We start from the raw sequence: 23,741 nt of genomic DNA, 5'->3' as shown, positions 1-23,741 counted from the left end.
CAAGATGAGATTTCCCATAGTTTATACTAGTAAGATCCCTGAAAGATGATCAGGTTGATAGGTCAGAGGTGGAAGCGCGGCGACGTGTGGAGCTGACTGATACTAATCGATCGAGGACTTAACCTAATAAGTTAAGATTGATACTCGAATTGCTTTTCTTCTTACAAACATTATCTAGTTTTGAGGGAACAAACCTCAATTTAATAATCGTCTGGTGGCGATAGCGAGAAGGTCACACCCGTTCCCATGCCGAACACGGAAGTTAAGCTTCTCAGCGCCGATGGTAGTTGGGGGATTCCCCCTGTGAGAGTAGGACGTTGCCAGGCACTAAAAAAAGAACAGCTGAAAAGCTGTTCTTTTTGTGTTACAGGAAATGGTATTTTTACTAATTAGATTAGAGTACAAGCAGATGAACCGTTTTTTATTACTAGTACTTGGATAATAATCAGTTTTTTGAAAGATAATGCTGGTAATCGACTTTTTTATCCGAGTACTGGCATTAAAGTTTCCTTTTTAATCCGAGTAGTAGGAATATAAATGGTAAATTTATGGTAAAACCGCGTGTTTAATCCGAGTACTAAGATTATTTCCCCCTATTTTATCTTCATATAACCAGTACTAGCATTATTTTTATGAATTTAATCCCAGTACTCAGATTAAAATTCCTTGAAAAAATCACTTAATCCAAGTACTAGGTATAAACCGGCATGTAAAATCAACTTAATGCGAGTACTCGGAATAAATTGGGAACCATGTATAGCTGACTTAATCCAAGTACTCAGAATAAACCAGCATGCAAAAACACATAATCCAAGTACTCAGAATAAAACCAGCATGCAGCCCGCAGATAATCCAAGTACTCAGAATAAACCAGCATGCAGACCGCACATAATCCAAATACTCGAATAAATCACACCATGTGCAGCGCACCAATAAGTATAATAACCAATTACAAATTGATAGTCCAAACAGAAACCTAACCACTCACCTTCCTTCACACAAGTTTTAACCCCCATAAATAGGGAAATAATAAGAAAAGCGACTTTACAAATCTATCGTTTTCTGTGAAGATTAGCTTTGTTGCTAACATACTGGAGGGAATGAAAATGCTGGAAAATAGCTTAGTAATGGTGACCATCATTCTCGTTATTAATATTGTATATGTTTCTTTTTTTACAATAAGGATGATACTTACCTTAAAAGGGCAGAGATATACGGCTGCTGCCATCAGTACGGTTGAAGTAGTCATTTACGTAGTTGGTCTAGGGTTAGTCTTAGATAATTTAAACCAAATTCAAAACTTAATTGCTTATGCTCTCGGTTATGGTATCGGTGTGATTGTCGGTACGAAGATTGAGGATAAATTAGCCCTTGGCTACATAACAGTGCATGTGATCACGAAAGAATATGACCGTGATTTACCTAGAATCTTACGGGAGAAAGGCTATGGTGTAACGAGTTGGGCAGCTAACGGCCTTGAAGGAGATCGAATGGCATTGCAAATCCTTACACCAAGGAAGTTTGAGCTAAGGCTTTATGAAACGATAAAGGAACAAGACCCTAAGGCGTTTATCATTGCCTATGAACCGAAGACGATTTATGGAGGATTCTGGGTAAAAAATGTAAAGAAAGGAAAGCTATTTAGGAATGAGCAAAAAAACAAGGAAAAAAATATTTGAAGTTCAAGAAAATGAAACGATAAATGATTGTCTCGAACGGATAACGAAAGAAGGGTTTATGCCGGTTCGAAGAATGGATAAGCCAATTTTTAAAGAAGTGGTAAATAATGGGGAGGTTGATTATGAACCTGCCGGAGCGGTCATTCAGTTTGAAGCGAAACCAATCGACTAATAACCGTTCAATCTCAAACTTTTATAACCTATGTTATAGTTGAAAATACGAACATTATAAAGGTGTATTTTATAAATGTTCGATTATTGATTGACAAATGATAAATATAGTTGTTAATATGTAGGTGGCATTAAATAAAAAATAATTTTCCTTCGTATAATAATGGGGATATGGCCCAAAAGTTTCTACCCAATGACCGTAAATTATTGGACTATGAGGGAAAGTAGTTCCTTAATTGGAAGGGGAAGAAATGTATTCATTCATGAATACCATTTCTTTGTCATCTTTAAGCCCGAGCAGACTACTTTCTCTCATAATATAGAGAAGGATTTTGTTCGGGCTTTTTTCATATTTATAATAGAATAGGGGTTGAAAGCATGAGCGCCGAGGTTGGTGTAATTATGGGGAGTACATCTGATTGGGAAACAATGAAACACTCCTGTGATATACTCGAGCAACTGGAAATTCCTTATATAAAAAAAGTTGTATCAGCGCATAGAACACCTGATTTAATGTTTGATTTTGCTGAAAATGCAAGGAATCAGGGGTTAAAAGTCATTATTGCTGGCGCAGGCGGAGCTGCCCATCTTCCCGGAATGGTTGCTGCTAAGACGACATTACCTGTAATTGGAGTTCCTGTTCAATCAAGAGCCTTAAATGGGTTGGATTCCCTCCTATCGATCGTTCAAATGCCAGGAGGTGTTCCAGTAGCTACTGTAGCTATTGGTACGGCAGGAGCGAAAAACGCTGGACTTTTAGCAGCACAAATATTATCAGCTTTTGATAAGAATATTGCTGAGAGACTGGAGAAACTAAGAGAAGATACAAAAAATGCTGTATTAGAAAGCAGTGGTGAACTTGAGTAATAAAGTAATTTTACCAGGGCAAACGATCGGGATTATCGGTGGAGGACAATTAGGAAAAATGATGGCTTTATCCGCGAAAGCAATGGGATTTCGCGTTGTAGTCCTTGACCCTGTTGAAGATTGTCCTTGCGGTCAAGTAGCAGATGAGCAAATCGTTGGCGCCTATTATGACCTTCAAGCCATTGAACAGCTAGCCGATAAAAGTGATGTAATCACATATGAATTTGAGAATATTAGCGCTGAAGCACTTGAATGGTTAACCTCCTATGCCTACGTACCACAAGGAACGAAGCTATTAAAAGAAACTCAAAATCGGGTGACTGAAAAAGCAGCAATACAAGCTGCAGGGGTTGAATTGGCTCCATATGCGATCATTGAAGAACTAGAAGATGTTCACTTAAGTTTGAATGAAATAGGCCTTCCAGCCGTCTTAAAGACAGCTACGGGTGGGTATGACGGGAAAGGACAGTTAGTCATTAACCATCCGAACGATTTAAAGAAGGCTGGGCAATTGATTGATCAAGGAACATGTGTGTTAGAAAAGTGGATTCCATTTGAGAAAGAAATTTCGGTGATTATTACTAGAAATCCAGATGGTGAAATTTCGGTTTTTCCTGTCGGTGAAAATATTCATAATAATAATATTCTTCATCAAACGATTGTCCCTGCGAGAATTAGTAAAACAGCTGAAGAAAAGGCAGTCGCTTCTGCTGAAAAATTAGCAGCTGAACTTCATTTAGTTGGGACATTGGCTGTGGAAATGTTTTTAACTACAGACGAAAAAATTTATATAAATGAGTTGGCGCCACGTCCGCATAATTCGGGCCATTACTCAATCGAGGCATGTGAAACCTCACAATTTGAACAACATATTCGAGCTGTTGCTAATTGGCCGCTTGCTAGCACAGAATTATTAAAGCCTGTCGTTATGGTTAATATTTTAGGTCAACATCAAGAAGCCCTTCTTGAAAAAATACCTGAATTAAAAGATTGGAAAATCCATTTATACGGCAAGCAAGAAGCGAAGGTTAATCGGAAAATGGGTCATGTTACACTCTTAAGGGATACAGTAGAAGAGGCAATTAAAGAAGCTGAGGATAGCAAAATCTGGAAATGAGCAGAAAAAATCAGGGGGTAAATAGATGATCGATCGTTATACGAGACCTGAGATGGGCGCCATTTGGACAGAAGAAAATCGTTTTAAAGCATGGTTAGAGGTTGAAATCCTTGCTTGTGAGGCCTGGGCTGAATTAGGGGAAATTCCAAAAGAAGATGTGAAGAAAATTCGGAAAAGCGCATCTTTCGACATCGACAGAATTTTCGAAATCGAACAAGAAACGAGACATGATGTTGTTGCCTTCACTAGAGCAGTTTCAGAAACACTTGGTGAAGAACGAAAATGGGTTCATTATGGATTAACTTCAACGGATGTCGTTGATACTGCATTATCGTATTTATTAAAACAAGCAAATACGATTTTATTGAAAGATTTAGAAGGCTTTGTAGAGATTCTAAAAAACAAAGCACAGGAACATAAATATACTGTCATGATGGGACGGACACATGGAGTTCATGCAGAGCCAACCACTTTCGGACTAAAGTTGGCCCTTTGGTATGAAGAAATGAAGCGCAACCTTGAACGATTCAAACGTGCTGCGAGCGAAGTGGAGTTCGGGAAAATTTCAGGTGCGGTAGGCACATATGCAAATATCAATCCGTACGTTGAAAGCTATGTATGTGAGAAATTAGGAATACAGCCAGCCCCTATCTCTACACAGACGTTGCAGCGAGACCGTCATGCGCACTATATGTCGATAATTGCCTTAATTGCGACGTCAATTGAGAAATTTGCCGTCGAAATTCGCGGTTTGCAAAAAAGTGAAACTCGTGAAGTGGAAGAGTTTTTTGCGAAAGGTCAAAAAGGTTCATCAGCTATGCCGCATAAGCGTAACCCAATTGGTTCTGAAAATATGACTGGAATGGCTCGTGTAATCCGTGGGTATATGATGACTGCCTATGAGAATGTGCCGTTATGGCATGAGCGTGATATTTCTCATTCATCAGCGGAGCGTGTCATCTTTCCAGATGCCACTATCGCCTTGAATTATATGTTAAATCGCTTTGGAAATATCATTAAAAATTTAACGGTTTACCCTGAAAATATGAAACGGAATATGGATCGTACACTTGGCCTGATTTATTCACAGCGTGTGTTACTAGCTTTAATTGATAAAGGAATGGCTCGTGAAGAAGCGTATGACACGGTGCAACCGAGAGCGATGGAGGCTTGGGAAAAACAAGTTCCTTTCCGCCGATTAATTGAAAATGATGTGAAAATTTCCTCCTTCCTCAAGGCTGACGAGATTGACGACTGTTTTGATTATAATTATCACATTAAGCATGTAGATACCATTTTTGAACGTCTAGGCCTATAAAAATAAAAGGAAAGGGGAAACCTACCTTTCCTAGTTTCACGCGACTGAAAATTCCTAATCTTCTTATTGAGGGAGCGGTAAAATGGAGAAAAAAGAGCTACTGTATGAAGGAAAAGCAAAGCGAGTTTACCTGACAGATGATGATGGTGTCGTGTGGATTGAGTACAAGGATTCGGCAACGGCATTTAATGGTGAAAAAAAGGCTGAGATCGTTGGAAAAGGCCGTTTAAATAACGAGATTACTAGCCTGTTATTCGCAATGCTACATGATAAAGGTATTCATTCACATTTTATTAAAAGAATTTCGGAAACAGAACAACTTGTAAAGCGCGTGAACATTATTCCGCTTGAAGTGATTGTCCGAAATCATGCTGCAGGTAGTTTCTCCAAACGGCTTGGCTTTGAAGAGGGGCAAAAGCTTAAACGACCGCTCGTCGAATTTTGTCTAAAAAATGATAGGCTCGGTGACCCACTCATAACAGATGATCAAATCGATGTTTTAGATATTGCAACAGTGGAAGAAGTTGCACTCATAAAAGAAAAAGCCCTAGTAATGAATAAATTCTTATTAGAATTTTTTCAAGAAGTCAACTTGCGCTTAATTGATTTTAAACTTGAATTTGGGAAAGATACAGAGGGAAATATTATTCTCGCTGATGAGGTTTCACCCGATACTTGCCGATTATGGGATATTGAAACGAATGAAAAACTAGATAAAGACGTATTCCGACATGATTTAGGAAGTCTCACAAAGGCCTATGAAATTATATTAGGAAGATTGGGAGGGAAATTCATTGTATAAAGTTAAAGTATATGTCACGTTAAGAGAAAGTGTACTTGACCCACAAGGAACAGCTGTAAAAAAATCTTTGCAAACGATGGGATATGGAGCAGTTGAGGATGTCCGCATTGGAAAGTATATGGAATTAACAATAGAGAAGTCAGATCGTGATGTTGAGGAAACCGTTAAGGAAATGTGTGAAAAACTTCTTTCTAACCCTGTAATCGAAGATTATCGTTATGAGGTAGAGGAGGTTGTTGGCCAGTGAAATTCGCAGTCATAGTCTTTCCAGGCTCCAATTGTGATGTTGATATGTATCATGCAGCAAAAGATGAACTAGGAGAAGAAGCTGAATACGTATGGCATGATGCAACTAGCCTTGATGGATATGATGCCATCCTCCTTCCCGGTGGTTTTTCTTTTGGTGATTATTTACGTACAGGGGCGATTGCAAGGTTTAGCCCAGTTATGAAAGAAGTGATTAAGGCAGCGGAAGCTGGGAAGCCAGTACTCGGTGTCTGTAATGGATTTCAAGTATTACTCGAGGCGGGTCTCCTTCCTGGAGCGATGCGCCGTAACGAAAGTTTAAAATTTATTTGTCGTCCTGTTTCTTTAAAAGTAGAAAATAATGAGACGATGTTTACAAATAGATATGAACAAGGCGAAGTAATTGAAGTTCCAGTTGCCCATGGAGAGGGAAATTACTATTGCGACGCACAAACACTTGAGCAATTAAAAGCGAATAAGCAAATTGTTTTCACGTATGATGGAACAAACCCAAATGGAAGCATTGAAAATATTGCTGGAATTATGAATGAAAAGGGCAATGTTCTCGGAATGATGCCACATCCGGAGCGCGTCGTTGATGAATTACTTGGCGGAGCCGCCGGATTAAAACTTTTTAAGTCAATCGTAAAACAATGGAGGGAATCACATGCGGTTAATGCTTGAACCAAGTCCCGAGCAAATTAAGTCAGAACAAATTTATCGCACAATGGGAGTAACGGATGATGAGTTTAAGCGAATCGAAGACATTCTCGGGCGGTTACCGAATTATACTGAATTAGGTCTGTTTTCCGTTATGTGGTCGGAGCATTGCAGCTATAAAAACTCTAAACCAGTATTAAGAAAGTTCCCAGTAACAGGAGAGCGTGTACTACAAGGACCAGGAGAAGGGGCAGGAATCGTCGATATTGGGGATGAGCAGGCTGTTGTGTTTAAAATCGAGAGCCATAACCATCCTTCGGCAATTGAACCATATCAAGGCGCAGCTACTGGTGTTGGCGGGATTATTCGTGACGTTTTCTCAATGGGAGCGAGACCGATTGCGCTGTTAAACTCCCTTCGATTTGGTGAACTTCAATCGAATCGTGGCAAATATTTATTTGAAGAGGTTGTTGCTGGAATTGCTGGCTATGGAAACTGTATCGGAATTCCAACGGTTGGCGGTGAAATTCAATTTGATGATTGCTATGAAGGTAATCCGCTTGTTAACGCCATGTGTGTCGGAATTATTGATCATAAAGATATTAAAAAAGGCCAAGCGCACGGTGTTGGCAATACGGTCATGTATGTTGGAGCAAAAACAGGCCGTGATGGGATTCATGGAGCTACATTTGCTTCAGAAGAGTTAACTGAACAATCCGATGAAAAACGCCCTGCAGTTCAAGTAGGTGACCCTTTCATGGAAAAACTTCTGTTAGAAGCTTGTCTTGAAGTCGTTCAGTCAGATGCCCTCGTTGGGATTCAAGACATGGGAGCAGCAGGTCTTGTAAGTTCTTCTTCGGAAATGGCAAGTAAGGCAGGTTCGGGGATTGAGATGAACCTAGACCTTGTACCGCAACGTGAAACAGGAATGACTCCATATGAAATGATGTTATCAGAATCTCAAGAACGGATGCTTTTAGTTGTAAAAAAAGGAAGAGAGCAAGAAATTGCAAGTTTATTCGAACGTTATGGATTAGAAGCAGTTGCGATTGGCCATGTGACAGATGATAAAATGCTTCGCTTAGTTCATAAGGGAGAAGTTGTCGCTCAAGTTCCTGCTGATGCTCTTGCTGAAGATGCCCCTGTCTATCATAAACCATCAAGCGAACCAGCTTATTTCCGTGAATTTCAAGCAATGGAAAATGAGGTTCCGGCTGTTGGAAATGTTGAAGAAACACTTGTAAATCTATTAAAACAACCGACGATTGCGAGCAAAGAATGGGTTTATAATCAATATGATTATATGGTTCGCACAAACACAGTCGTTGCACCAGGCTCAGATGCTGCAGTTGTACGTATCCGCGGAACTGAAAAGGCATTAGCGATGACAACAGACTGTAACTCTCGCTATATTTATTTAGATCCTGAAACAGGCGGGAAAATCGCTGTTGCCGAAGCAGCAAGGAATATCGTTTGTTCAGGCGGTGAACCGCTTGCGATTACGGATTGTTTAAACTTCGGTAACCCTGAGAAACCGGAAATTTTCTGGCAACTTGAAAAATCCGCAGATGGAATTAGTGAAGCGTGCCGAGCGTTTAATTCACCAGTTATTAGCGGAAACGTTTCTTTATATAATGAAACAAACGGAACAGCTATTTATCCAACTCCGGTTATTGGGATGGTTGGTTTAGTTGAAAACGTTAAAGATGTAACAACGCAACAGTTTAAGCAAACTGGAGACTTAATTTATCTATTAGGGGAAACAAAGCCTGAATTTGGCGGAAGTGAATTACAGAAACTTGTTCATGGAAAAATCTTTGGAAAAGCACCTGAATTGGATCTTGAGGTAGAAACAAAGTACCAGCAGCAAGTGTTGACAGCGATTCGTGCAGGTGTCGTTGCTTCTGCTCATGATGTTTCTGAAGGCGGTGTTGCAGTTGCGTTAGCAGAGTCATTAATGGGAGCAGATAATCTTGGTGCAGAAGTGGATCTTTCAGGAGACACTGTTGCCGCTCTATTTAGTGAATCGCAGTCTCGATTTATTTTATCAGTGAAAAAAGAACAACAAGAACAGTTCGAACAGCTGACAGACGCTGTACTAATTGGCAAGGTTGTTGAAGAGCCGAAGCTTCGTATTGCTGTAGATGGAAACAAAGCGGTTGAACTCGAGGTAAACAAACTGAAAGAGGCTTGGAAAGGAGCTATCTCATGCTTGCTGAACTAAAAGGGTTGAATGAAGAATGTGGTGTGTTTGGTATTTGGGGGCATGAAAATGCAGCGCAGATCACTTATTATGGTCTGCAAAGCCTTCAACATCGTGGTCAGGAAGGGACAGGAATTGTCGTAACCGATGGGAAGAAGTTAAAAGCTGCCAAAGGCGAAGGTTTAGTGACAGAGGTTTTTAATAAGAAAATGGTTGAAGAACTTACGGGAACTTCAGCAATTGGCCATGTTCGTTATTCAACGGCAGGTGAATCCGGGTTTGAAAATGTCCAGCCCCTTTTGTTCCATTCACAAACGGGAAGCCTAGCGCTTGCTCATAATGGGAATTTAGTCAATGCGACGGCTTTAAAGCATCAGCTTGAAGGCCAAGGGAGTATTTTCCAAACTAGTTCAGACACCGAAATATTAGCTCATCTAATAAGAAGGAGCGGGTATTCTACTTTAAAAGACCAAGCAAAGAACGCATTATCAATGATTAAAGGGGCATATGCCTATTTAATTATGACCGAGACAGAGATGCTTGTGGCCCTAGACCCGAACGGGTTAAGACCTTTATCGCTCGGGAAACTTGGTAGTTCGTACGTGGTTGCTTCAGAAACTTGTGCATTTGATATTATTGGTGCTGAATTTGTCCGAGATGTCCTTCCGGGAGAGCTATTAATCATTAACGATGAAGGAATTCGGTCTGAAATTGTGTCGATTAACTCTAATATGACTCTCTGTGCAATGGAATACGTGTATTTTTCAAGACCTGATAGTGATATCCAAGGAATTAACGTTCATACAGCTAGAAAAAAACTTGGGAAACAATTAGCGATTGAAGCTCCCATTGAGGCGGATGTTGTCACAGGGGTACCGGACTCAAGCATTTCTGCTGCGATTGGATTCGCAGAGGAATCAGGCATTCCTTACGAGATGGGCTTAATTAAAAATCGTTATGTTGGTCGAACATTTATTCAGCCTTCTCAGTCGCTTAGAGAGCAGGGTGTGAAAATGAAGCTCTCTGCTGTCCGTGGAGTTGTTGAAGGTAAACGGGTAATTATGGTGGATGATTCAATCGTCCGCGGCACTACGAGTCTTCGGATTGTTCGAATGCTAAAAGACGCGGGGGCATCGGAAGTTCATGTTGTCATCAGTTCACCACCAATTAAGAATCCATGTTTTTATGGGATTGATACCTCTTCACGAGAAGAGCTCATTGCATCTGATAAGTCAGTAGAGGATATTAGAGAAATTATCGGTGCGGATTCGTTGACGTTTTTAAGTGTAGACGGAATGCTAAATTCTATTGGTGTTCAAGGTGAAGGTGAAACACAAGGACGTTGTGTTGCGTGTTTTACAGGAAAGTATCCAACAGAAATTTATCCAGAAAAGGAAAATGCAACAGCTGAGTAATGGTAATAATAATTAAATCAATGGCAGAAGGAACACAATTCAACGTTCATAAACGTGTTCCTGTTTCTTGCTTAAGAGATAAAATCCTTTCGTGACAGCGGAGATTAAAAATGGGGGTATAGAAATGGCGGATGCCTATAAGCAGGCTGGTGTGGATATTGAGGCAGGCTATGAATCAGTAGAACGGATGAAAAAACATGTTCAACGAACGCTTCGCCCTGAGGTGCTCGGTGGCTTAGGTGGCTTTGGTGGAATGTTTGATTTATCAGCTCTAGGGCTGAAGGAGCCAGTACTTGTATCAGGAACGGATGGTGTCGGAACGAAGCTGATGCTTGCATTTATGATGAACCGACATGATACGATCGGTATTGATGCGGTAGCAATGTGTGTGAATGATATCGTTGTCCAAGGGGCAGAACCACTTTACTTTCTAGATTATATCGCCTGTGGGAAAGCGGAGCCGGAACGAATTGAGGCAATTGTTAAAGGAGTAGCAACTGGCTGCGAACAGGCCGGTTGTGCCTTAGTCGGCGGTGAAACAGCAGAAATGCCAGGAATGTATAAAGAGGAAGAATACGATCTCGCTGGGTTTGCTGTTGGTGCTTGTGAAAAGTCTGGCATAATAACTGGTTCTGACATTGAGTCTGGAGATGTGTTGATTGGACTAGCATCAAGTGGAATTCATAGTAATGGTTATTCTCTTGTAAGAAAAATATTACTAGAGGATGCCGGTTTGAATTTGAATCAATCTATTGACGGGCTAGAAGGCACTCTCGGGGATGAATTGCTCACACCAACTAAAATATATGTAAAATCGATTCTTTCTGCATTAAAGAAATTCAACCTAAAGGGAATCGCTCATATTACCGGTGGGGGATTTGTTGAAAATATCCCGAGAATGCTCCCTGAAGGAATAGGTGCCGAGGTAAAAGAAGGTAGCTGGGAGATCCAACCGATCTTTAAACTACTGGAATCAATCGGAAATCTCGAACGAAAAGAAATGTATAATATTTTTAATATGGGCATCGGAATGGTCGTCGTTGTATCACAGGATGACGCTGATGAAGTGATTTCGCATTTTGAAAATTGTGGTGAGAAGGCTTCAATTATTGGCTCAGTTACATCTGAAGCTGGGATAAAGGTTCAATTAGCTGGAGGAGCATCATGAAAAAAATAGCCGTATTTGCATCGGGGAGTGGGAGCAATTTCCAGGCTATTTTAGACGCAATTAAGAAGGGTGACTTGAAAGCAGAGCTATGCATGCTAATCTGTGATCGCCCAGGTGCTTTTGTCGTTGAACGGGCAGAAAATGGTGGGGTCCCTACCTATGTTTTTAGTCCAAAGAGTTATCCGGATAAAGCTGCCTATGAGACAAAAATTGTTGATTTGCTTGAAGAGTTACAAATTGATTTTATTGTTTTAGCAGGATATATGAGACTTGTCGGACCAACACTTTTAAATAGATATGAAGGTAGGATTGTTAATATTCATCCATCGATTCTGCCTGCTTTTCCTGGAAAGGATGCAATTGGTCAAGCATTGGCTGCCGGAGTTAAGAAAACGGGTGTCACTGTTCATTATGTTGATGCAGGTATGGATACAGGTGAGGTCATTGCACAAAGAACGGTTGAAGTAATTCCAGGTGAATCAATAGAATCGCTTCAGGAAAAGGTCCAAAAAGTAGAGCATGAATTATACCCATTAGTGGTCGAGTCGCTTTTGAACAGAACAGAGGAGAGATCGTTATGACAAAGAAACGCGCCTTAATATCAGTATCTGATAAAAATGGAATTGTTGATTTTGCTAAAGAATTGGTTACGCTCGGTTTTGAAATCGTATCGACAGGTGGGACTAAAAATGCGTTAGCGGAAGCTGGAGTACCTGTCATTGGAATTAGTGATGTGACTGGATTTCCTGAAATTCTTGAAGGTCGTGTAAAGACGTTACATCCAAATATTCATGGAGGACTGCTCGCAAAAGTCGGTGAAGAAAGTCATCGTAAGCAGCTTGATGAGCATGGAATTAAACCAATTGAATTAGTCTGTGTAAATCTATATCCTTTCCAACAAACGATTGCCAAGCCGGATGTGACTGTGGAAGATGCGATTGAAAATATTGATATTGGCGGTCCAGCCATGCTTCGTGCTTCTGCTAAAAACCATGAGTACATTACCGTTTTAGTTGATCCGGTAGATTATCAAACAGTTCTTGAAGAATATCGTCAGAATGGACGAACGGAAGCAGTAACACGTCGTAAGTTGGCGGCAAAAGTGTACCGCCATACTGCAGCTTACGATGCAATGATTGCTGAGTATATGACAAACCTCGCCGGAGAAGAAAATCCAGAAAAAATGACTGTAACCTATGAGTTAAAACAAAACTTACGCTATGGTGAAAATCCACATCAAAAAGCGGCGTTTTATCGCAAACCGCTTGGTTCAGTCTTTTCAATTGCCAATGGCAATCAGCTTCATGGAAAAGAACTCTCTTATAATAATATCAATGATGCCGATGCGGCTCTCCAGATTGTTAAAGAATTTAATGAGCCTGCAGCTGTAGCAGTAAAACATATGAACCCATGTGGAGTAGGGACAGGAAAAACGACCTTTGATGCATTTACGAAGGCATTTGAAGCGGACCCTGTTTCGATCTTTGGTGGAATCATCGCTCTTAATCGTGAAGTAGATGCAGAAACTGCAAAAAAACTTTATGAAATTTTCCTTGAAATCGTTATTGCTCCTTCATTTAGTAAAGAAGCTTTAGAAATTTTAACCGGGAAAAAGAACCTTCGACTGTTAACTGTTCCATTTGATCAAGAAGGCAAGAAGGAAATGAAATTAACTTCGATTGAAGGCGGATTGCTTGCCCAAGATTTTGACACATACGGTCTTGATGATGCGACTATTACAGTTCCGACGAAACGTGAACCAACTGCCCAAGAGTGGGAAGCACTTAAGCTAGGCTGGAAGATTGTTAAGCACGTTAAATCAAATGCAATTGTTGTCTCAAGTAAGGACTCAACTGTTGGTATCGGTGCTGGCCAAATGAATCGCGTAGGGGCAGCGAATATTGCTCTAGAACAAGCAGGTAAAAAAGCTGAAGGAGCTGCACTTGCATCTGATGCTTTCTTCCCGATGGATGATACGGTTGAAGCAGCTGCGAAGGCCGGGATTACCGCAATTATTCAACCTGGCGGATCAATTCGTGATGAAGATTCAATTAAGAAAGCTGACGAATACGGAATTGCCATGGTATTTACTGGCGTAAGGCATTTTAAACATTAAAAAATCGCGTAATTGATTGAATTAGCCGGAGGTAGAAAAAATGAAGGTTCTAGTAGTTGGCCGTGGAGGCCGTGAGCACGCAATTTGCCAAAAAGTAAGCGAAAGCGCAAAGGTTGAAACTGTTTTTGTAGCACCCGGTAACCCAGGAATGTCTGATGTTGCTGTTTGTGTAGATATCTCAGAAAGTGAACAAAAGTCACTTGTTGAATTTGCGAAAAAAGAAGAAATTGGCTTAACAATTATTGGGCCAGAGGTTCCGCTACTCGAAGGGTTAGCAGATCGCTTCATTGAAGAGGGACTTAAAGTGTTTGGTCCTAAAAAAGCTGCAGCGGAGATCGAGGGCAGCAAGTCATTTGCTAAGGAAATTATGGATAAGTATGCAATTCCAACAGCAGGCTTTGAGGTTTTTAGTGACTTTGCAAAAGCAAAGGAATACATCGAACGGAAAGGTGCTCCAATCGTTATTAAAGCGGATGGATTAGCTGCGGGAAAAGGCGTCACAGTGGCGATGACGAACGAGGAAGCGATTGAAGCAATCGAGGAAATGCTTCTTCATGCTAAATTTGGTGAAGCTTCGTCTAGTGTAGTCATCGAAGACTTTTTAGTAGGAGAAGAGTTCTCCTTAATGGCGTTTGTCAATGGTGAAACTGTGATTCCGCTTGAAATTGCACAGGATCATAAACGAGCTTATGATGGAGATAAAGGTCCGAATACTGGTGGAATGGGCGCTTATTCGCCAGTGCCATTTATCGAACAAGCTGCGATAGATACTGCGATTGAAACAGTTGTTAAGCCAGCAGCGAAGGCTCTAGTTAATGAAGGTCGCGATTTTACAGGTATTCTTTATGCAGGATTAATTCAAACAGTGAATGGACCAAAAGTAATTGAATTCAATGCACGCTTTGGAGATCCAGAAACTCAAGTCGTTTTGCCTCGGATGAAGTCGGACCTTGTTGAAGTCATTTTGCAACTTTTAGACGGGGAAGAACCGGAAATTGAATGGGATGAGCAAGCTGTTCTTGGGGTTGTCATTGCATCAAAAGGATACCCAGAAGCCTATGAAAAGGGTTCTGTATTAGAAGGAATGGATTCATTCTCTGACGATATTTTCGTTTTTCATGCAGGCACGGCTATAAATAGTGAAGGAAAGTTCGTCACAAATGGTGGGCGTGTACTCCTTACTGCAGCAAGAGCAACCTCCCTTAAAGACGCACAAGACCGCGTTTATGAGGAGTTAAAAAAGCTAAAGTCTGACGGTACTTTTTACAGAAATGATATCGGAAGCAGAGCGATAAAGAACGATATCTCTTAAAAAAAACCGGGCATAACCGCCCGGTCCTTTTATCCAATGCTATATACTCTAGTTAAATTAACGTTTCTTCAGGTTATAAGGGAATGATCGCCCAAAAAATCGCAGAATGGCACAGAAGAACATGAATGATATTTTCGTACCACCTACATAGTTCTCTATGGTTAATTAACAACTCGTTTGATTATGAAGCGAAGGGCTTTTTATTCCCAGTACTCGAATTAAAAAAGTGAATAGTTCATAGATAGGTTATGTTTTTTTTGCTAGTACTTGGATTAACCGTGATTTTAAGGCTGTTTTATTGCTAGTACTTGGATTAAACCGATTTTGGGCCGTTTTTTATTGCTAGTACAGGGATTATATCGACCTTTTGACCTCATCTTATTGCTAGTACTGGGATTAACCCTTCATTTTACAGCGTTTTATTACGAGTACTAGCAATATATCAAGGAAATTTGGTGTTTTTAATACAAGTACTTGGATTAAAAAACGCGTTACCAGCATTATCGTTCAAAAAGCTTACGAATCTCTTCGGTCAAAATGTTCATAAATGATCTATTCCGAAAAAATCTAAAAAATTATCCGTGCTTTTACCCATTACTCGGATTAAAATAGCGAAAAACTTTGTTGCGATGCCAAAACTTACAAACGCTTAAGCAACTTGACCTTGAGGGGCTGAACGTAGACTCATTTTATGCCATTTCAATAATAGTGAAGAAGAAACATATCTCTTAATCCTTCATCAATCGTAAAGATTACATGACGATGATTAACTTGAAGAACATTCTTAGTTAGTAATCGGCTCCACTTTTCGCTTTCACCAACAGAACTGTGCAGAATCAACCTTTACATCGATATGGAACATTTTTGAACATCTTGTTCGTCTCCATATAACGAAAATACCACAGCATGAATGACTCTGATAGACCCATAATTATATACTTTCTTTTTTTAAATAAAGAATGCAAGCAGCCCTCCATTATTGGAGGGCTGTAACGTTCTAAAAGAAAATGAAATCTTATGTTGGATTATAAGGAATCATTTCTTCAAATTCTTTATCATTTTGATTTTGACGTGCTTCTTGTCCTTGTTGATATAGTGCGGTTAGTGGACAAAAACGTACAATCCCTTCGCTCACTTTCATGGCAGCAAGCAAGGCAGTGACAAGATAAGAACCATCCCATGGCCTTTTCACCATTTTCGCAGTCGCCCAACTGAGAAGCGTTAAGCCGCAAGTAATTCGTAAAAGGGCATTGAGAATTCCAATGTTTTGTTTCACCTTCATTTCTAACTCCTCCTTAATATTTTCCTAAAATCCGGAAATTCTTTAGTGCGGTAAATCGTAAAATATGTTAAGATATTAACAAGCGCATGAAAGGGCTTTCTTTCTGCGTATATAGAAAAAGGGCTTTGACCCAATAAAAAAGATCGAGAGGGAAACAACCAAATGGAACAGCGATTCAGATGGAAAAACAGACAAATACGAGAGCATGCATCCGTTTTGGACGGCACCCTTTCACCGACAATTCTTTTAAAAAATGCAACCTATTTAAACCAAACATTTCGTAAGTGGATGAGAGGAAATATTTGGATTTATAATGACCGAATCATATATGTCGGTGAGAAATTACCTAATCGGATAGATAATTGTGAAACGGTTGATTGCAGTGAAGTGGTAATCGTCCCAGGCTATATCGAACCCCATGTGCACCCTTTTCACTTATATAATCCCCATACACTAGCGACATATGCATCTCAACACGGAACAACAACAATGATCAATGACAACATGTTCCTTGCATTGCAATTAGAAAAAAGGAAAGCGTTTTCTTTTATGGAAGAGCTGAAGAATCATCCTGTCACAATGTATTGGTGGTGCCGTTATGATAGTCAATCAGAGACCCAGGATGAGGAAATTGTTTTTTCTAATAGCGGAGTTAAATCTTGGTTGGAACATAGCAGTGTTGTTCAAGGGGGAGAACTCACAGGGTGGCCAAAGTTAATGGATGGAGACGATATGATGCTCCATTGGATGCAAGAAACGAAAAGATTAAATAAAAAAATTGAAGGCCATCTGCCAGGTGCCTCCGAAAAAACATTAGCAAAAATGATGTTGTTTGGAGTGGACTCTGACCATGAAGCAATGACTGGGGAAGAAGTAAAACGTCGACTTATGCAAGGATATATGGTCTCTTTGCGTCACTCATCGATTCGCCCTGATTTACCGAAGCTACTGGATGAAATCCATGAATTGGATATTGCTGTTTATGATCGTTTCATGATGAATACGGATGGTTCATCGGTTGGCTTTTATGAAAATGGGATAAATGATATGATGATAAAAATTGCGATAGATCATGGAGTTCCTGTCATTGATGCATATAATATGGCGACAATCAATATTGCTCGGCATTATAATTTTGAACATCTTCACGGGAATATTGCTACTGGTCGAGTCGCAAATCTAAACTTTTTAAGTGATAAGCATGAACCAACTCCTGTCTCAGTTTTAGCTAAAGGGAAATGGGTAAAGCGCGATGGAGAAGTGATTCACTCTGAACCAGTTATAAAGTGGGAAAAATTTGGGTTTGAACCATTGAACATTAACTGGGATTTAACGCTGGATGATATGCAGTTTTCAATGCCGTTTGGAATAAAAATGGAAAACTCTGTCATTACAAAACCATACTCGATTGCGATTGATGTCTCGCCTGATCAGTTGTCAACTGAACATGATGAATGCTTTTTCGTATTGATTGATCGAAAAGGAAGATGGCGAATAAACACCCTTCTTAAAGGATTTGCCAATCATTTAAGTGGGTTGGCTAGCTCTTTCTCAAGTACAGGGGATATTATTTTGATTGGGAAAAACAGACATGATATGATGGCAGCATTTAATCACATGAAGGAGATTGGTGGCGGCATCGTTGTGTACGAAGATGGTGAGCTTGTTTGCGAGGTACCGCTTGGATTAAATGGAGTGATGTCTGAACAGCCAATTGAAGAGTTAGTAGTGTTAGAGAAAAAATTATTCGCTTATCTAAAAACTACAGGTTATCGATATGATGATCCTATTTCATCATTATTATTCTTTTCTGCTACACATCTTCCATATGTACGCCTGACCCAACGTGGGATTTATGATGTAATGAAGAAAACGGTACTCTTTCCAACGATAATGCGTTAAAATATAAAAGTATAGAATAGAGCAGCACATCAAAGATGGGAACTAGGGGTGTTTTTTGTGCAAAGAAAATGGATAGCTACTTTATTTGTAGTTCTCCTGTTCCTCGTTGGATGCAGGAATGAAGAGGAAGTTACAAAGGTTGAACCCCCAGTAGGGAGTGGAGATAACCCTGTAAGCGAGGAGGAGGTTCCGTTTAAGTTTCCACTGACTGGAATCGAAACGGATATGGAACCTAATGACAGGTCTGTAGCAGTGATCATTAATAACCACCCGCAAGCAAGACCACAATCTGGCCTTCTGCAGGCAGATCTTGTTTATGAGATCTTGGCTGAAGGGAATGTAACAAGGTTTTTAGCTATTTACGCAAGTGAAAAGCCAGAAGTTGTCGGCCCTGTTCGAAGTGCAAGAGATTATTATATTGATATCGCAAAAGGCTATGATAGTTTATTTATTGCACATGGATATAGCCCGATTGCAAAACAAATGTTGGATAGTGGTTATATTGACCATTTAAATGGGATTCAGTATGATGGAACGCTATTTAAACGTGCCAGTTTTAGAGTTGCACCCCATAACTCATATATTACTTTTGAAAATATTAAAAAGGGTGCAGAGAGTAAAAACTATAATTTGAACCAAGTTCCACCGTCTTTGCTCTTTCTAGATAAGGAAGAAATAGAAGTTCTCCCTGGGGTTGAAGCGGGCGCTGTGATGGTTTCATATGGAAACTCATCATTTGATGTCCAATATATTTTCAGTCATGCTGATTTTAAATATCAACGTTCTTCTGCTGGAGCAGTTACGGTTGACTTTGAAACAGAAGACGCCATTCTTCTAGATAATATCCTGATTGTTGAAGCCGAGCATAAGGTATTAGATCATGCAGGTAGAAGGGAAATTGATATCGTTTCAGGTGGTCGAGGTTATTTATTACAGCAAGGAAAACTGAATGAGGTAGAATGGAAAAATGTAGACGGCAGAATTTCAGCCTTTAGTAATGAAAATGAAGTGAAACTAGTACCAGGGAAAACATGGATTAATATTGTCCCAAGCCTTGAACAGGTTTCAATGCTTGATTAGAAGAAGGAGTAGGGTAGATGCAAATAGATAAGTTAAGAGGGAAGGAACTAGATCAGCTATTTAATGCGATTCTTTCCTTAAAGGACTTGGAAGAGTGCTATCGTTTTTTTGATGATCTTTGCACTGTAAATGAGATTCAATCACTAGCGCAGCGCCTAGAAGTCGCTCGCATGCTTCGTGAAGGGAATACGTATCATAAAATTGAAACACAAACAGGCGCTAGCACAGCAACGATTTCACGAGTAAAACGTTGTTTAAATTACGGAAATGATGCCTATGAAATGGCGTTAGAAAGACTAAAAAAAGAAGAAAATGAAGAATAAACTGAACCGAAGCGAAAAAGGTTGCTTCGGTTTTTTTTTTTGTTTATAAGATGAACCTATAGAGGGAGCCGATATAATGTTTTTGCCAAGTTGCCTTCCTCTGCTTTCCTTTTTGATTAAAACGAACAAATGCTATAATGATGTATTGGAATAAAGTGATTGGAGGAAGCGTTCGGATGTATGATATTCACGAGTGGCGGCACGTCTTTAAGCTCGATCCTAATAAAAAGATTTCTGACGATGATCTTGAGAGAATTTGCGAATCAGGTACTGATGCGATTATCGTTGGAGGAACAGATGGTGTCACATTAGAAGGGGTTCTGGATTTAATGTCAAGGATCCGTCGTTATACCGTTCCGTGTATTTTTGAAGTATCAGATGTAGATGCAATAACACCTGGTTTTGACCTTTATTTTATCCCTACCGTCTTAAATAGTTCGGAGACAAAATGGATAACGGGTTTGCACCATCAGGCTGTAAAAGAATTTGGCGATCTAATGGATTGGAATGAAATTATAGTAGAGGGCTATTGCATTTTAAATCAGGAATGTAAGGCTGCTCGACTGACTGACGCTAAAACAGACCTAACGATTGAAGATGTTACGGCCTATGCAATGATGGCTGAGAAAATGTTTAATCTGCCAATTTTCTATCTCGAATATAGCGGAACATATGGAGAGATAAATATTGTCCAGGAAGTAAAGAATACGCTAGAAAATACGGTTCTTTTTTATGGAGGCGGCATTAAAACAAAGGAACAGGCAATTGAAATGGGTGAACATGCAGATGTCATCGTCGTCGGCAATTCTATCTATGAAAATTTGGAGGAAGCTTTAGCAACAGTAAGAGCAGTTAAATGATGTTTTGGTGATTATGTAGTTGTCGATAGGTAATGGAATAAGTTAGAATTGGAACATAAGTTCTTATGGTGGTGAAGGATAACATGCAATATTTAACTGATCGATTATTGAATGGTTTAAACCCCGAGCAGCAGCTAGCGGTAAAAACAACAGATGGACCACTTTTATTAATGGCAGGAGCCGGAAGTGGAAAAACGCGAGTATTGACACATCGAATCGCCTATTTAATGGTCGAAAAAACTGTCAATCCATATAATATCCTCGCGATTACATTCACAAATAAGGCCGCGCGCGAGATGCGGGAACGGATTTATAAGCTGATGGGTGGTGCCGCGGATGAGATTTGGATTTCAACTTTCCATTCGATGTGTGTAAGGATTTTGCGAAGAGATATCGACCGATTAGGCTATAATCGTAATTTTACAATTCTCGATACAAGTGATCAGCAGTCTGTCATCAAAAGAATTCTCAAGGATAAAAACATCGACCCAAAGAAGTTTGACCCACGGGCGATTTTAGGGACGATTTCCTCGGCAAAAAATGAGTTAATCACACCAGAGGATTTTTCTAAAAATACCGGGGATTACTATGACAAAGTTGTCGCTGATGTATACACAGAATATCAGAAACGATTACGGAAAAATCAAGCGTTAGATTTCGACGATCTCATAATGAAAACAATTACATTATTTCAACAAGTACCAGAAGTGCTCGAATATTATCAGCGAAAATTTCAATACATTCATGTGGATGAATATCAAGATAGTGCGACACGTTGCTAATTGAAAAGATTAGCCACTAGCAAATAGCTAGTAGAACTGATAATTTGAGGAATCGAATGAGAGGGTAACGCCTTGAAAGGTTCCCCCTAATACTCCGAATGGCAATGAAACAAGGAAAAGTTCCATGGTCATAAGCTCGGTGAAGTCGGCAGAATGTTGTCGTAGCAAGTAATGTTGACGAAAGCGTTCCAGAGGTGGAATGTGCAACAGATATGCCGGGGGTCTATAAAACACTCATGGTGAGAATCGCTGTGAAAAACGGCTGACGAAAATCCGAATGTACGGCTCTAGAGGAATGCATGTTAGAAATGACATGATCACGATTGTGGTGTTAGTGAGGTAAAGTAAGATTTGTCTTTATGAAATACCTTATGGTGTTACAGGCACCATCAAGCTAACAGGGCTAGAGGATTCACCTAAAAGTGTACATGTACAGATAGAATTATCGGAACGTGGAAAGCTGACAACGTGGAGGGGATTTCCACCCCGAAGAAACGTGAATGGGGAAACACAGAGTGATAACTCATTTTCATGTCAGTGAGAGCGGTGGCACAGTACCGTTGAAGTAATGGAAACATTACGGAGGGATAGCCACTAGTCAATTTGTTAAAAGAAACATACATTATCGTCCTATCAGGTTCGAGTATGACTAAAAGAAATGAAAGCCTCCAATTTAGGTGGTGATTAGTTGACTGATAACAACCTGACACACCTGTAATTATCATAACTTTTATATAGGTTGGTAAACGATAAATGTATGAATGAAAAGCAAATTGATGGAACGCCGTATGAGGGGAAACTCTCACGTACGGTGTGGAGCGGGGGAAAAACTGAAGATAGTATCAAAGGTTTACCTATCGCTATCGAATCGGGCCCAATATATGCTTGTCAAGTTTTTAGCGGCGCGCTTTAAAAACCTATGCGTCGTTGGCGATTCAGATCAAAGTATCTACCGCTGGCGTGGAGCGGATATTGCCAATATTTTATCCTTTGAAAAGGATTACCCGAATGCGAAAGTAATCTTACTTGAACAGAATTATCGCTCAACAAAACGAATTTTGCTGGCGGCAAATCATGTTATACAGAACAATCTCAACCGTAAATCGAAGAAACTTTGGACGGAAAATGCAGAGGGAAATAAGATTGTCTACTACCGCGCTGATAGTGAACAAGTGGAAGCGCAGTATGTCATCGGGAAAATTCAGGAGCTAATCAAATCAGGTAACAGGAAACCTTCTGAAATTGCAATCTTATATCGAACGAATGCCCAATCTCGTGTCATTGAAGAATCATTTTTAAAATCCAATCTCGAGTACACCATTGTTGGTGGTACGAAATTCTATGATCGAAAAGAAATTAAAGATATTCTCGCATATTTAAGACTGGTCTCGAATCCTGATGATGATATTAGTTTACAACGAGTTATCAATGTTCCAAAGCGTGCAATCGGTGCTACCTCAATCGATAAAATCGCCAACTTTGCGGCAATGCATGATATTTCGATGTTCCATGCGCTTGACAGTGTTGAATTGATTGGTCTTAGTCCAAAAGCGGCAAAAGCCGCAGCAGGATTTAGAGATTTAATCGCTAATTATACAAAAATGCAGGATTTTCTATCTGTAACCGAATTGGTAGAGGAAATCTTGGATAAATCCGGTTATCGGGAAATGCTTAAAGCGGAAAATTCGATTGAGGCAGAAAGTCGTTTAGAAAACTTAGATGAATTTTTAACTGTTACTAACGCTTTTGAGGAAAACAGCGAAGATAAGAGCTTAACAGGGTTCTTAACCGATTTGGCTTTAGTCGCGGACATTGACAAACTTGATGATGATGGTCAAAAACCGAATGAGACGGTAACCTTGATGACGTTACACTCGGCGAAGGGCCTCGAATTTCCTGTTGTTTTCTTAATCGGCTTGGAAGAAGGAGTCTTTCCTCATAGTCGTTCACTAATGGAAGAAGCGGAAATGGAAGAGGAGAGGCGCCTCATGTACGTCGGCGTCACTCGTGCTGAGGAAGAATTGTATATTACGAATGCCCAGATGCGTACTTTGTTTGGGCGGACGAATATGAACCAAGAGTCACGCTTCATTAAAGAAATTCCTGATGAATTGATGGAATATGTACAACCTGCGGAAAGACGGTACAAGCCAGCGGAGAAACCTTCGAGAATGAATCAAAGTCAAGTGGCGGGGACTGCTTTTAAACAGCCAAGAGGTGCCGTTACAAGACCTGCAGCTAAAACCGGTGGAGATCAGTTGGATTGGCGAGTCGGTGATAAGGCACAGCACGGTAAATGGGGGATAGGGACGGTTGTCAGTGTTAAAGGTTCAGGAGAAGGGACAGAGCTTGATATTGCTTTTCCAAGTCCTGTTGGAGTAAAGCGTCTTTTGGCTAAGTTTGCCCCAATTACGAAGACTTAAAAGCGATTCTATTGC

Annotated in this window: 20 protein-coding genes, 2 rRNA genes, 3 pseudogenes and 1 riboswitch; of the genes and pseudogenes, 22 read left to right on the top strand and 3 right to left on the bottom strand. The window is 40.1% G+C overall.

What is annotated here, in order from left to right; genetic code table 11:
- Window positions 1-126, top strand: a 23S ribosomal RNA gene (locus tag GNT69_RS20180); the annotation flags it as partial.
- A gap of 84 nt (window positions 127-210) precedes the next feature.
- Window positions 211-326, top strand: a 5S ribosomal RNA gene (rrf, locus tag GNT69_RS20175).
- 534 nt (window positions 327-860) lie between these two features.
- On the opposite strand, the gene GNT69_RS20170 is transcribed toward rrf, so the two are convergent.
- Entirely contained in the window at window positions 861-998 is a 138-nt protein-coding gene (locus tag GNT69_RS20170) for a hypothetical protein (protein WP_203556790.1), read from the bottom strand.
- Window positions 999-1,106: 108 nt separating this feature from the next.
- Between GNT69_RS20170 and GNT69_RS20165 the strand changes: the two genes are divergently transcribed.
- From GNT69_RS20165 to purD, 14 genes are all read left to right on the top strand, one after another.
- Window positions 1,107-1,679: a DUF2179 domain-containing protein gene (locus tag GNT69_RS20165; protein WP_203556789.1), complete on the top strand. Its 573-nt coding sequence runs from the start codon at window positions 1,107-1,109 to the stop codon at window positions 1,677-1,679.
- Complete coding sequence (locus tag GNT69_RS20160) at window positions 1,648-1,851, top strand: NETI motif-containing protein (RefSeq protein WP_203556788.1); 204 nt, start codon at window positions 1,648-1,650, stop codon at window positions 1,849-1,851. Before GNT69_RS20165 ends, GNT69_RS20160 begins: the two co-directional genes overlap by 32 nt.
- A 132-nt stretch (window positions 1,852-1,983) precedes the next feature.
- Window positions 1,984-2,085, top strand: a riboswitch (purine riboswitch).
- A 143-nt stretch (window positions 2,086-2,228) separates the two neighbouring features.
- Window positions 2,229-2,717, top strand: coding sequence for a 5-(carboxyamino)imidazole ribonucleotide mutase (purE, locus tag GNT69_RS20155; RefSeq protein WP_203556787.1), 489 nt, complete (start codon window positions 2,229-2,231; stop codon window positions 2,715-2,717).
- Window positions 2,710-3,834, top strand: coding sequence for a 5-(carboxyamino)imidazole ribonucleotide synthase (gene purK / locus GNT69_RS20150; RefSeq protein ID WP_203556786.1), 1,125 nt, complete (start codon window positions 2,710-2,712; stop codon window positions 3,832-3,834). The genes purE and purK overlap by 8 nt, the downstream gene beginning before the upstream one ends.
- 25 nt (window positions 3,835-3,859) lie before the next feature.
- Entirely contained in the window at window positions 3,860-5,152 is a 1,293-nt protein-coding gene (gene purB / locus GNT69_RS20145) for an adenylosuccinate lyase (protein ID WP_203556785.1), read from the top strand.
- A gap of 82 nt (window positions 5,153-5,234) precedes the next feature.
- Complete coding sequence (purC, locus tag GNT69_RS20140; protein ID WP_203556784.1) at window positions 5,235-5,954, top strand: phosphoribosylaminoimidazolesuccinocarboxamide synthase; 720 nt, start codon at window positions 5,235-5,237, stop codon at window positions 5,952-5,954.
- Window positions 5,947-6,201 carry a phosphoribosylformylglycinamidine synthase subunit PurS gene (gene purS, locus GNT69_RS20135; protein WP_203556783.1) on the top strand — a complete coding sequence of 85 codons (255 nt, stop codon included), beginning with the start codon at window positions 5,947-5,949 and terminating at the stop codon, window positions 6,199-6,201. The genes purC and purS overlap by 8 nt, the downstream gene beginning before the upstream one ends.
- Window positions 6,198-6,884: a phosphoribosylformylglycinamidine synthase subunit PurQ gene (purQ, locus tag GNT69_RS20130; protein WP_203556782.1), complete on the top strand. Its 687-nt coding sequence runs from the start codon at window positions 6,198-6,200 to the stop codon at window positions 6,882-6,884. The genes purS and purQ overlap by 4 nt, the downstream gene beginning before the upstream one ends.
- Window positions 6,868-9,084 (top strand): phosphoribosylformylglycinamidine synthase subunit PurL, encoded by a 2,217-nt coding sequence (gene purL / locus GNT69_RS20125; protein ID WP_203556781.1) that lies wholly within the window; start codon window positions 6,868-6,870, stop codon window positions 9,082-9,084. Before purQ ends, purL begins: the two co-directional genes overlap by 17 nt.
- Entirely contained in the window at window positions 9,069-10,478 is a 1,410-nt protein-coding gene (gene purF / locus GNT69_RS20120) for an amidophosphoribosyltransferase (protein WP_203556780.1), read from the top strand. The genes purL and purF overlap by 16 nt, the downstream gene beginning before the upstream one ends.
- 124 nt (window positions 10,479-10,602) lie before the next feature.
- Window positions 10,603-11,646 carry a phosphoribosylformylglycinamidine cyclo-ligase gene (gene purM, locus GNT69_RS20115; protein ID WP_203556779.1) on the top strand — a complete coding sequence of 348 codons (1,044 nt, stop codon included), beginning with the start codon at window positions 10,603-10,605 and terminating at the stop codon, window positions 11,644-11,646.
- Complete coding sequence (purN, locus tag GNT69_RS20110) at window positions 11,643-12,227, top strand: phosphoribosylglycinamide formyltransferase (RefSeq protein ID WP_203556778.1); 585 nt, start codon at window positions 11,643-11,645, stop codon at window positions 12,225-12,227. The genes purM and purN overlap by 4 nt, the downstream gene beginning before the upstream one ends.
- Complete coding sequence (gene purH, locus GNT69_RS20105; RefSeq protein ID WP_203556777.1) at window positions 12,224-13,762, top strand: bifunctional phosphoribosylaminoimidazolecarboxamide formyltransferase/IMP cyclohydrolase; 1,539 nt, start codon at window positions 12,224-12,226, stop codon at window positions 13,760-13,762. The genes purN and purH overlap by 4 nt, the downstream gene beginning before the upstream one ends.
- A 40-nt stretch (window positions 13,763-13,802) precedes the next feature.
- Window positions 13,803-15,074, top strand: coding sequence for a phosphoribosylamine--glycine ligase (gene purD / locus GNT69_RS20100; protein ID WP_203556776.1), 1,272 nt, complete (start codon window positions 13,803-13,805; stop codon window positions 15,072-15,074).
- Window positions 15,075-15,782: 708 nt separating this feature from the next.
- Here purD and GNT69_RS26295 read toward each other — a convergent pair.
- Both GNT69_RS26295 and GNT69_RS20095 read right to left on the bottom strand, forming a co-directional pair.
- Window positions 15,783-15,940 (bottom strand): annotated as a pseudogene (locus GNT69_RS26295) (IS91 family transposase); the annotation flags it as partial.
- Between the two features lie 149 nt (window positions 15,941-16,089).
- Window positions 16,090-16,356 (bottom strand): YgaP family membrane protein, encoded by a 267-nt coding sequence (locus GNT69_RS20095; RefSeq protein ID WP_203556775.1) that lies wholly within the window; start codon window positions 16,354-16,356, stop codon window positions 16,090-16,092.
- Window positions 16,357-16,518: 162 nt separating this feature from the next.
- On the opposite strand from GNT69_RS20095, the gene GNT69_RS20090 reads away from it, so the two are divergent.
- The 6 genes and pseudogenes from GNT69_RS20090 to GNT69_RS20065 all read left to right on the top strand — a co-directional run.
- A complete protein-coding gene (locus GNT69_RS20090; protein ID WP_203556774.1) occupies window positions 16,519-18,258 on the top strand; it encodes an adenine deaminase C-terminal domain-containing protein in 1,740 nt (579 codons plus the stop codon).
- Window positions 18,259-18,315: 57 nt separating this feature from the next.
- Window positions 18,316-19,338 carry a DUF3048 domain-containing protein gene (locus tag GNT69_RS20085; protein ID WP_203556773.1) on the top strand — a complete coding sequence of 341 codons (1,023 nt, stop codon included), beginning with the start codon at window positions 18,316-18,318 and terminating at the stop codon, window positions 19,336-19,338.
- A gap of 17 nt (window positions 19,339-19,355) precedes the next feature.
- A complete protein-coding gene (locus tag GNT69_RS20080; RefSeq protein ID WP_203556772.1) occupies window positions 19,356-19,661 on the top strand; it encodes a YerC/YecD family TrpR-related protein in 306 nt (101 codons plus the stop codon).
- A gap of 176 nt (window positions 19,662-19,837) precedes the next feature.
- Window positions 19,838-20,521: a heptaprenylglyceryl phosphate synthase gene (gene pcrB, locus GNT69_RS20075; RefSeq protein ID WP_203556771.1), complete on the top strand. Its 684-nt coding sequence runs from the start codon at window positions 19,838-19,840 to the stop codon at window positions 20,519-20,521.
- An 83-nt stretch (window positions 20,522-20,604) separates the two neighbouring features.
- Window positions 20,605-21,288: pseudogene (locus GNT69_RS20070) on the top strand (UvrD-helicase domain-containing protein); the annotation flags it as partial.
- Between the two features lie 878 nt (window positions 21,289-22,166).
- Window positions 22,167-23,726: pseudogene (locus tag GNT69_RS20065) on the top strand (3'-5' exonuclease); the annotation flags it as partial.
- Window positions 23,727-23,741 lie beyond the last annotated feature (15 nt).

It is taken from the genome of Bacillus sp. B15-48 (assembly GCF_016879755.1).
Classification (GTDB): domain Bacteria; phylum Bacillota; class Bacilli; order Bacillales; family Cytobacillaceae; genus Mesobacillus_B.
This window is presented reverse-complemented; position numbering and strand designations above follow the sequence as displayed.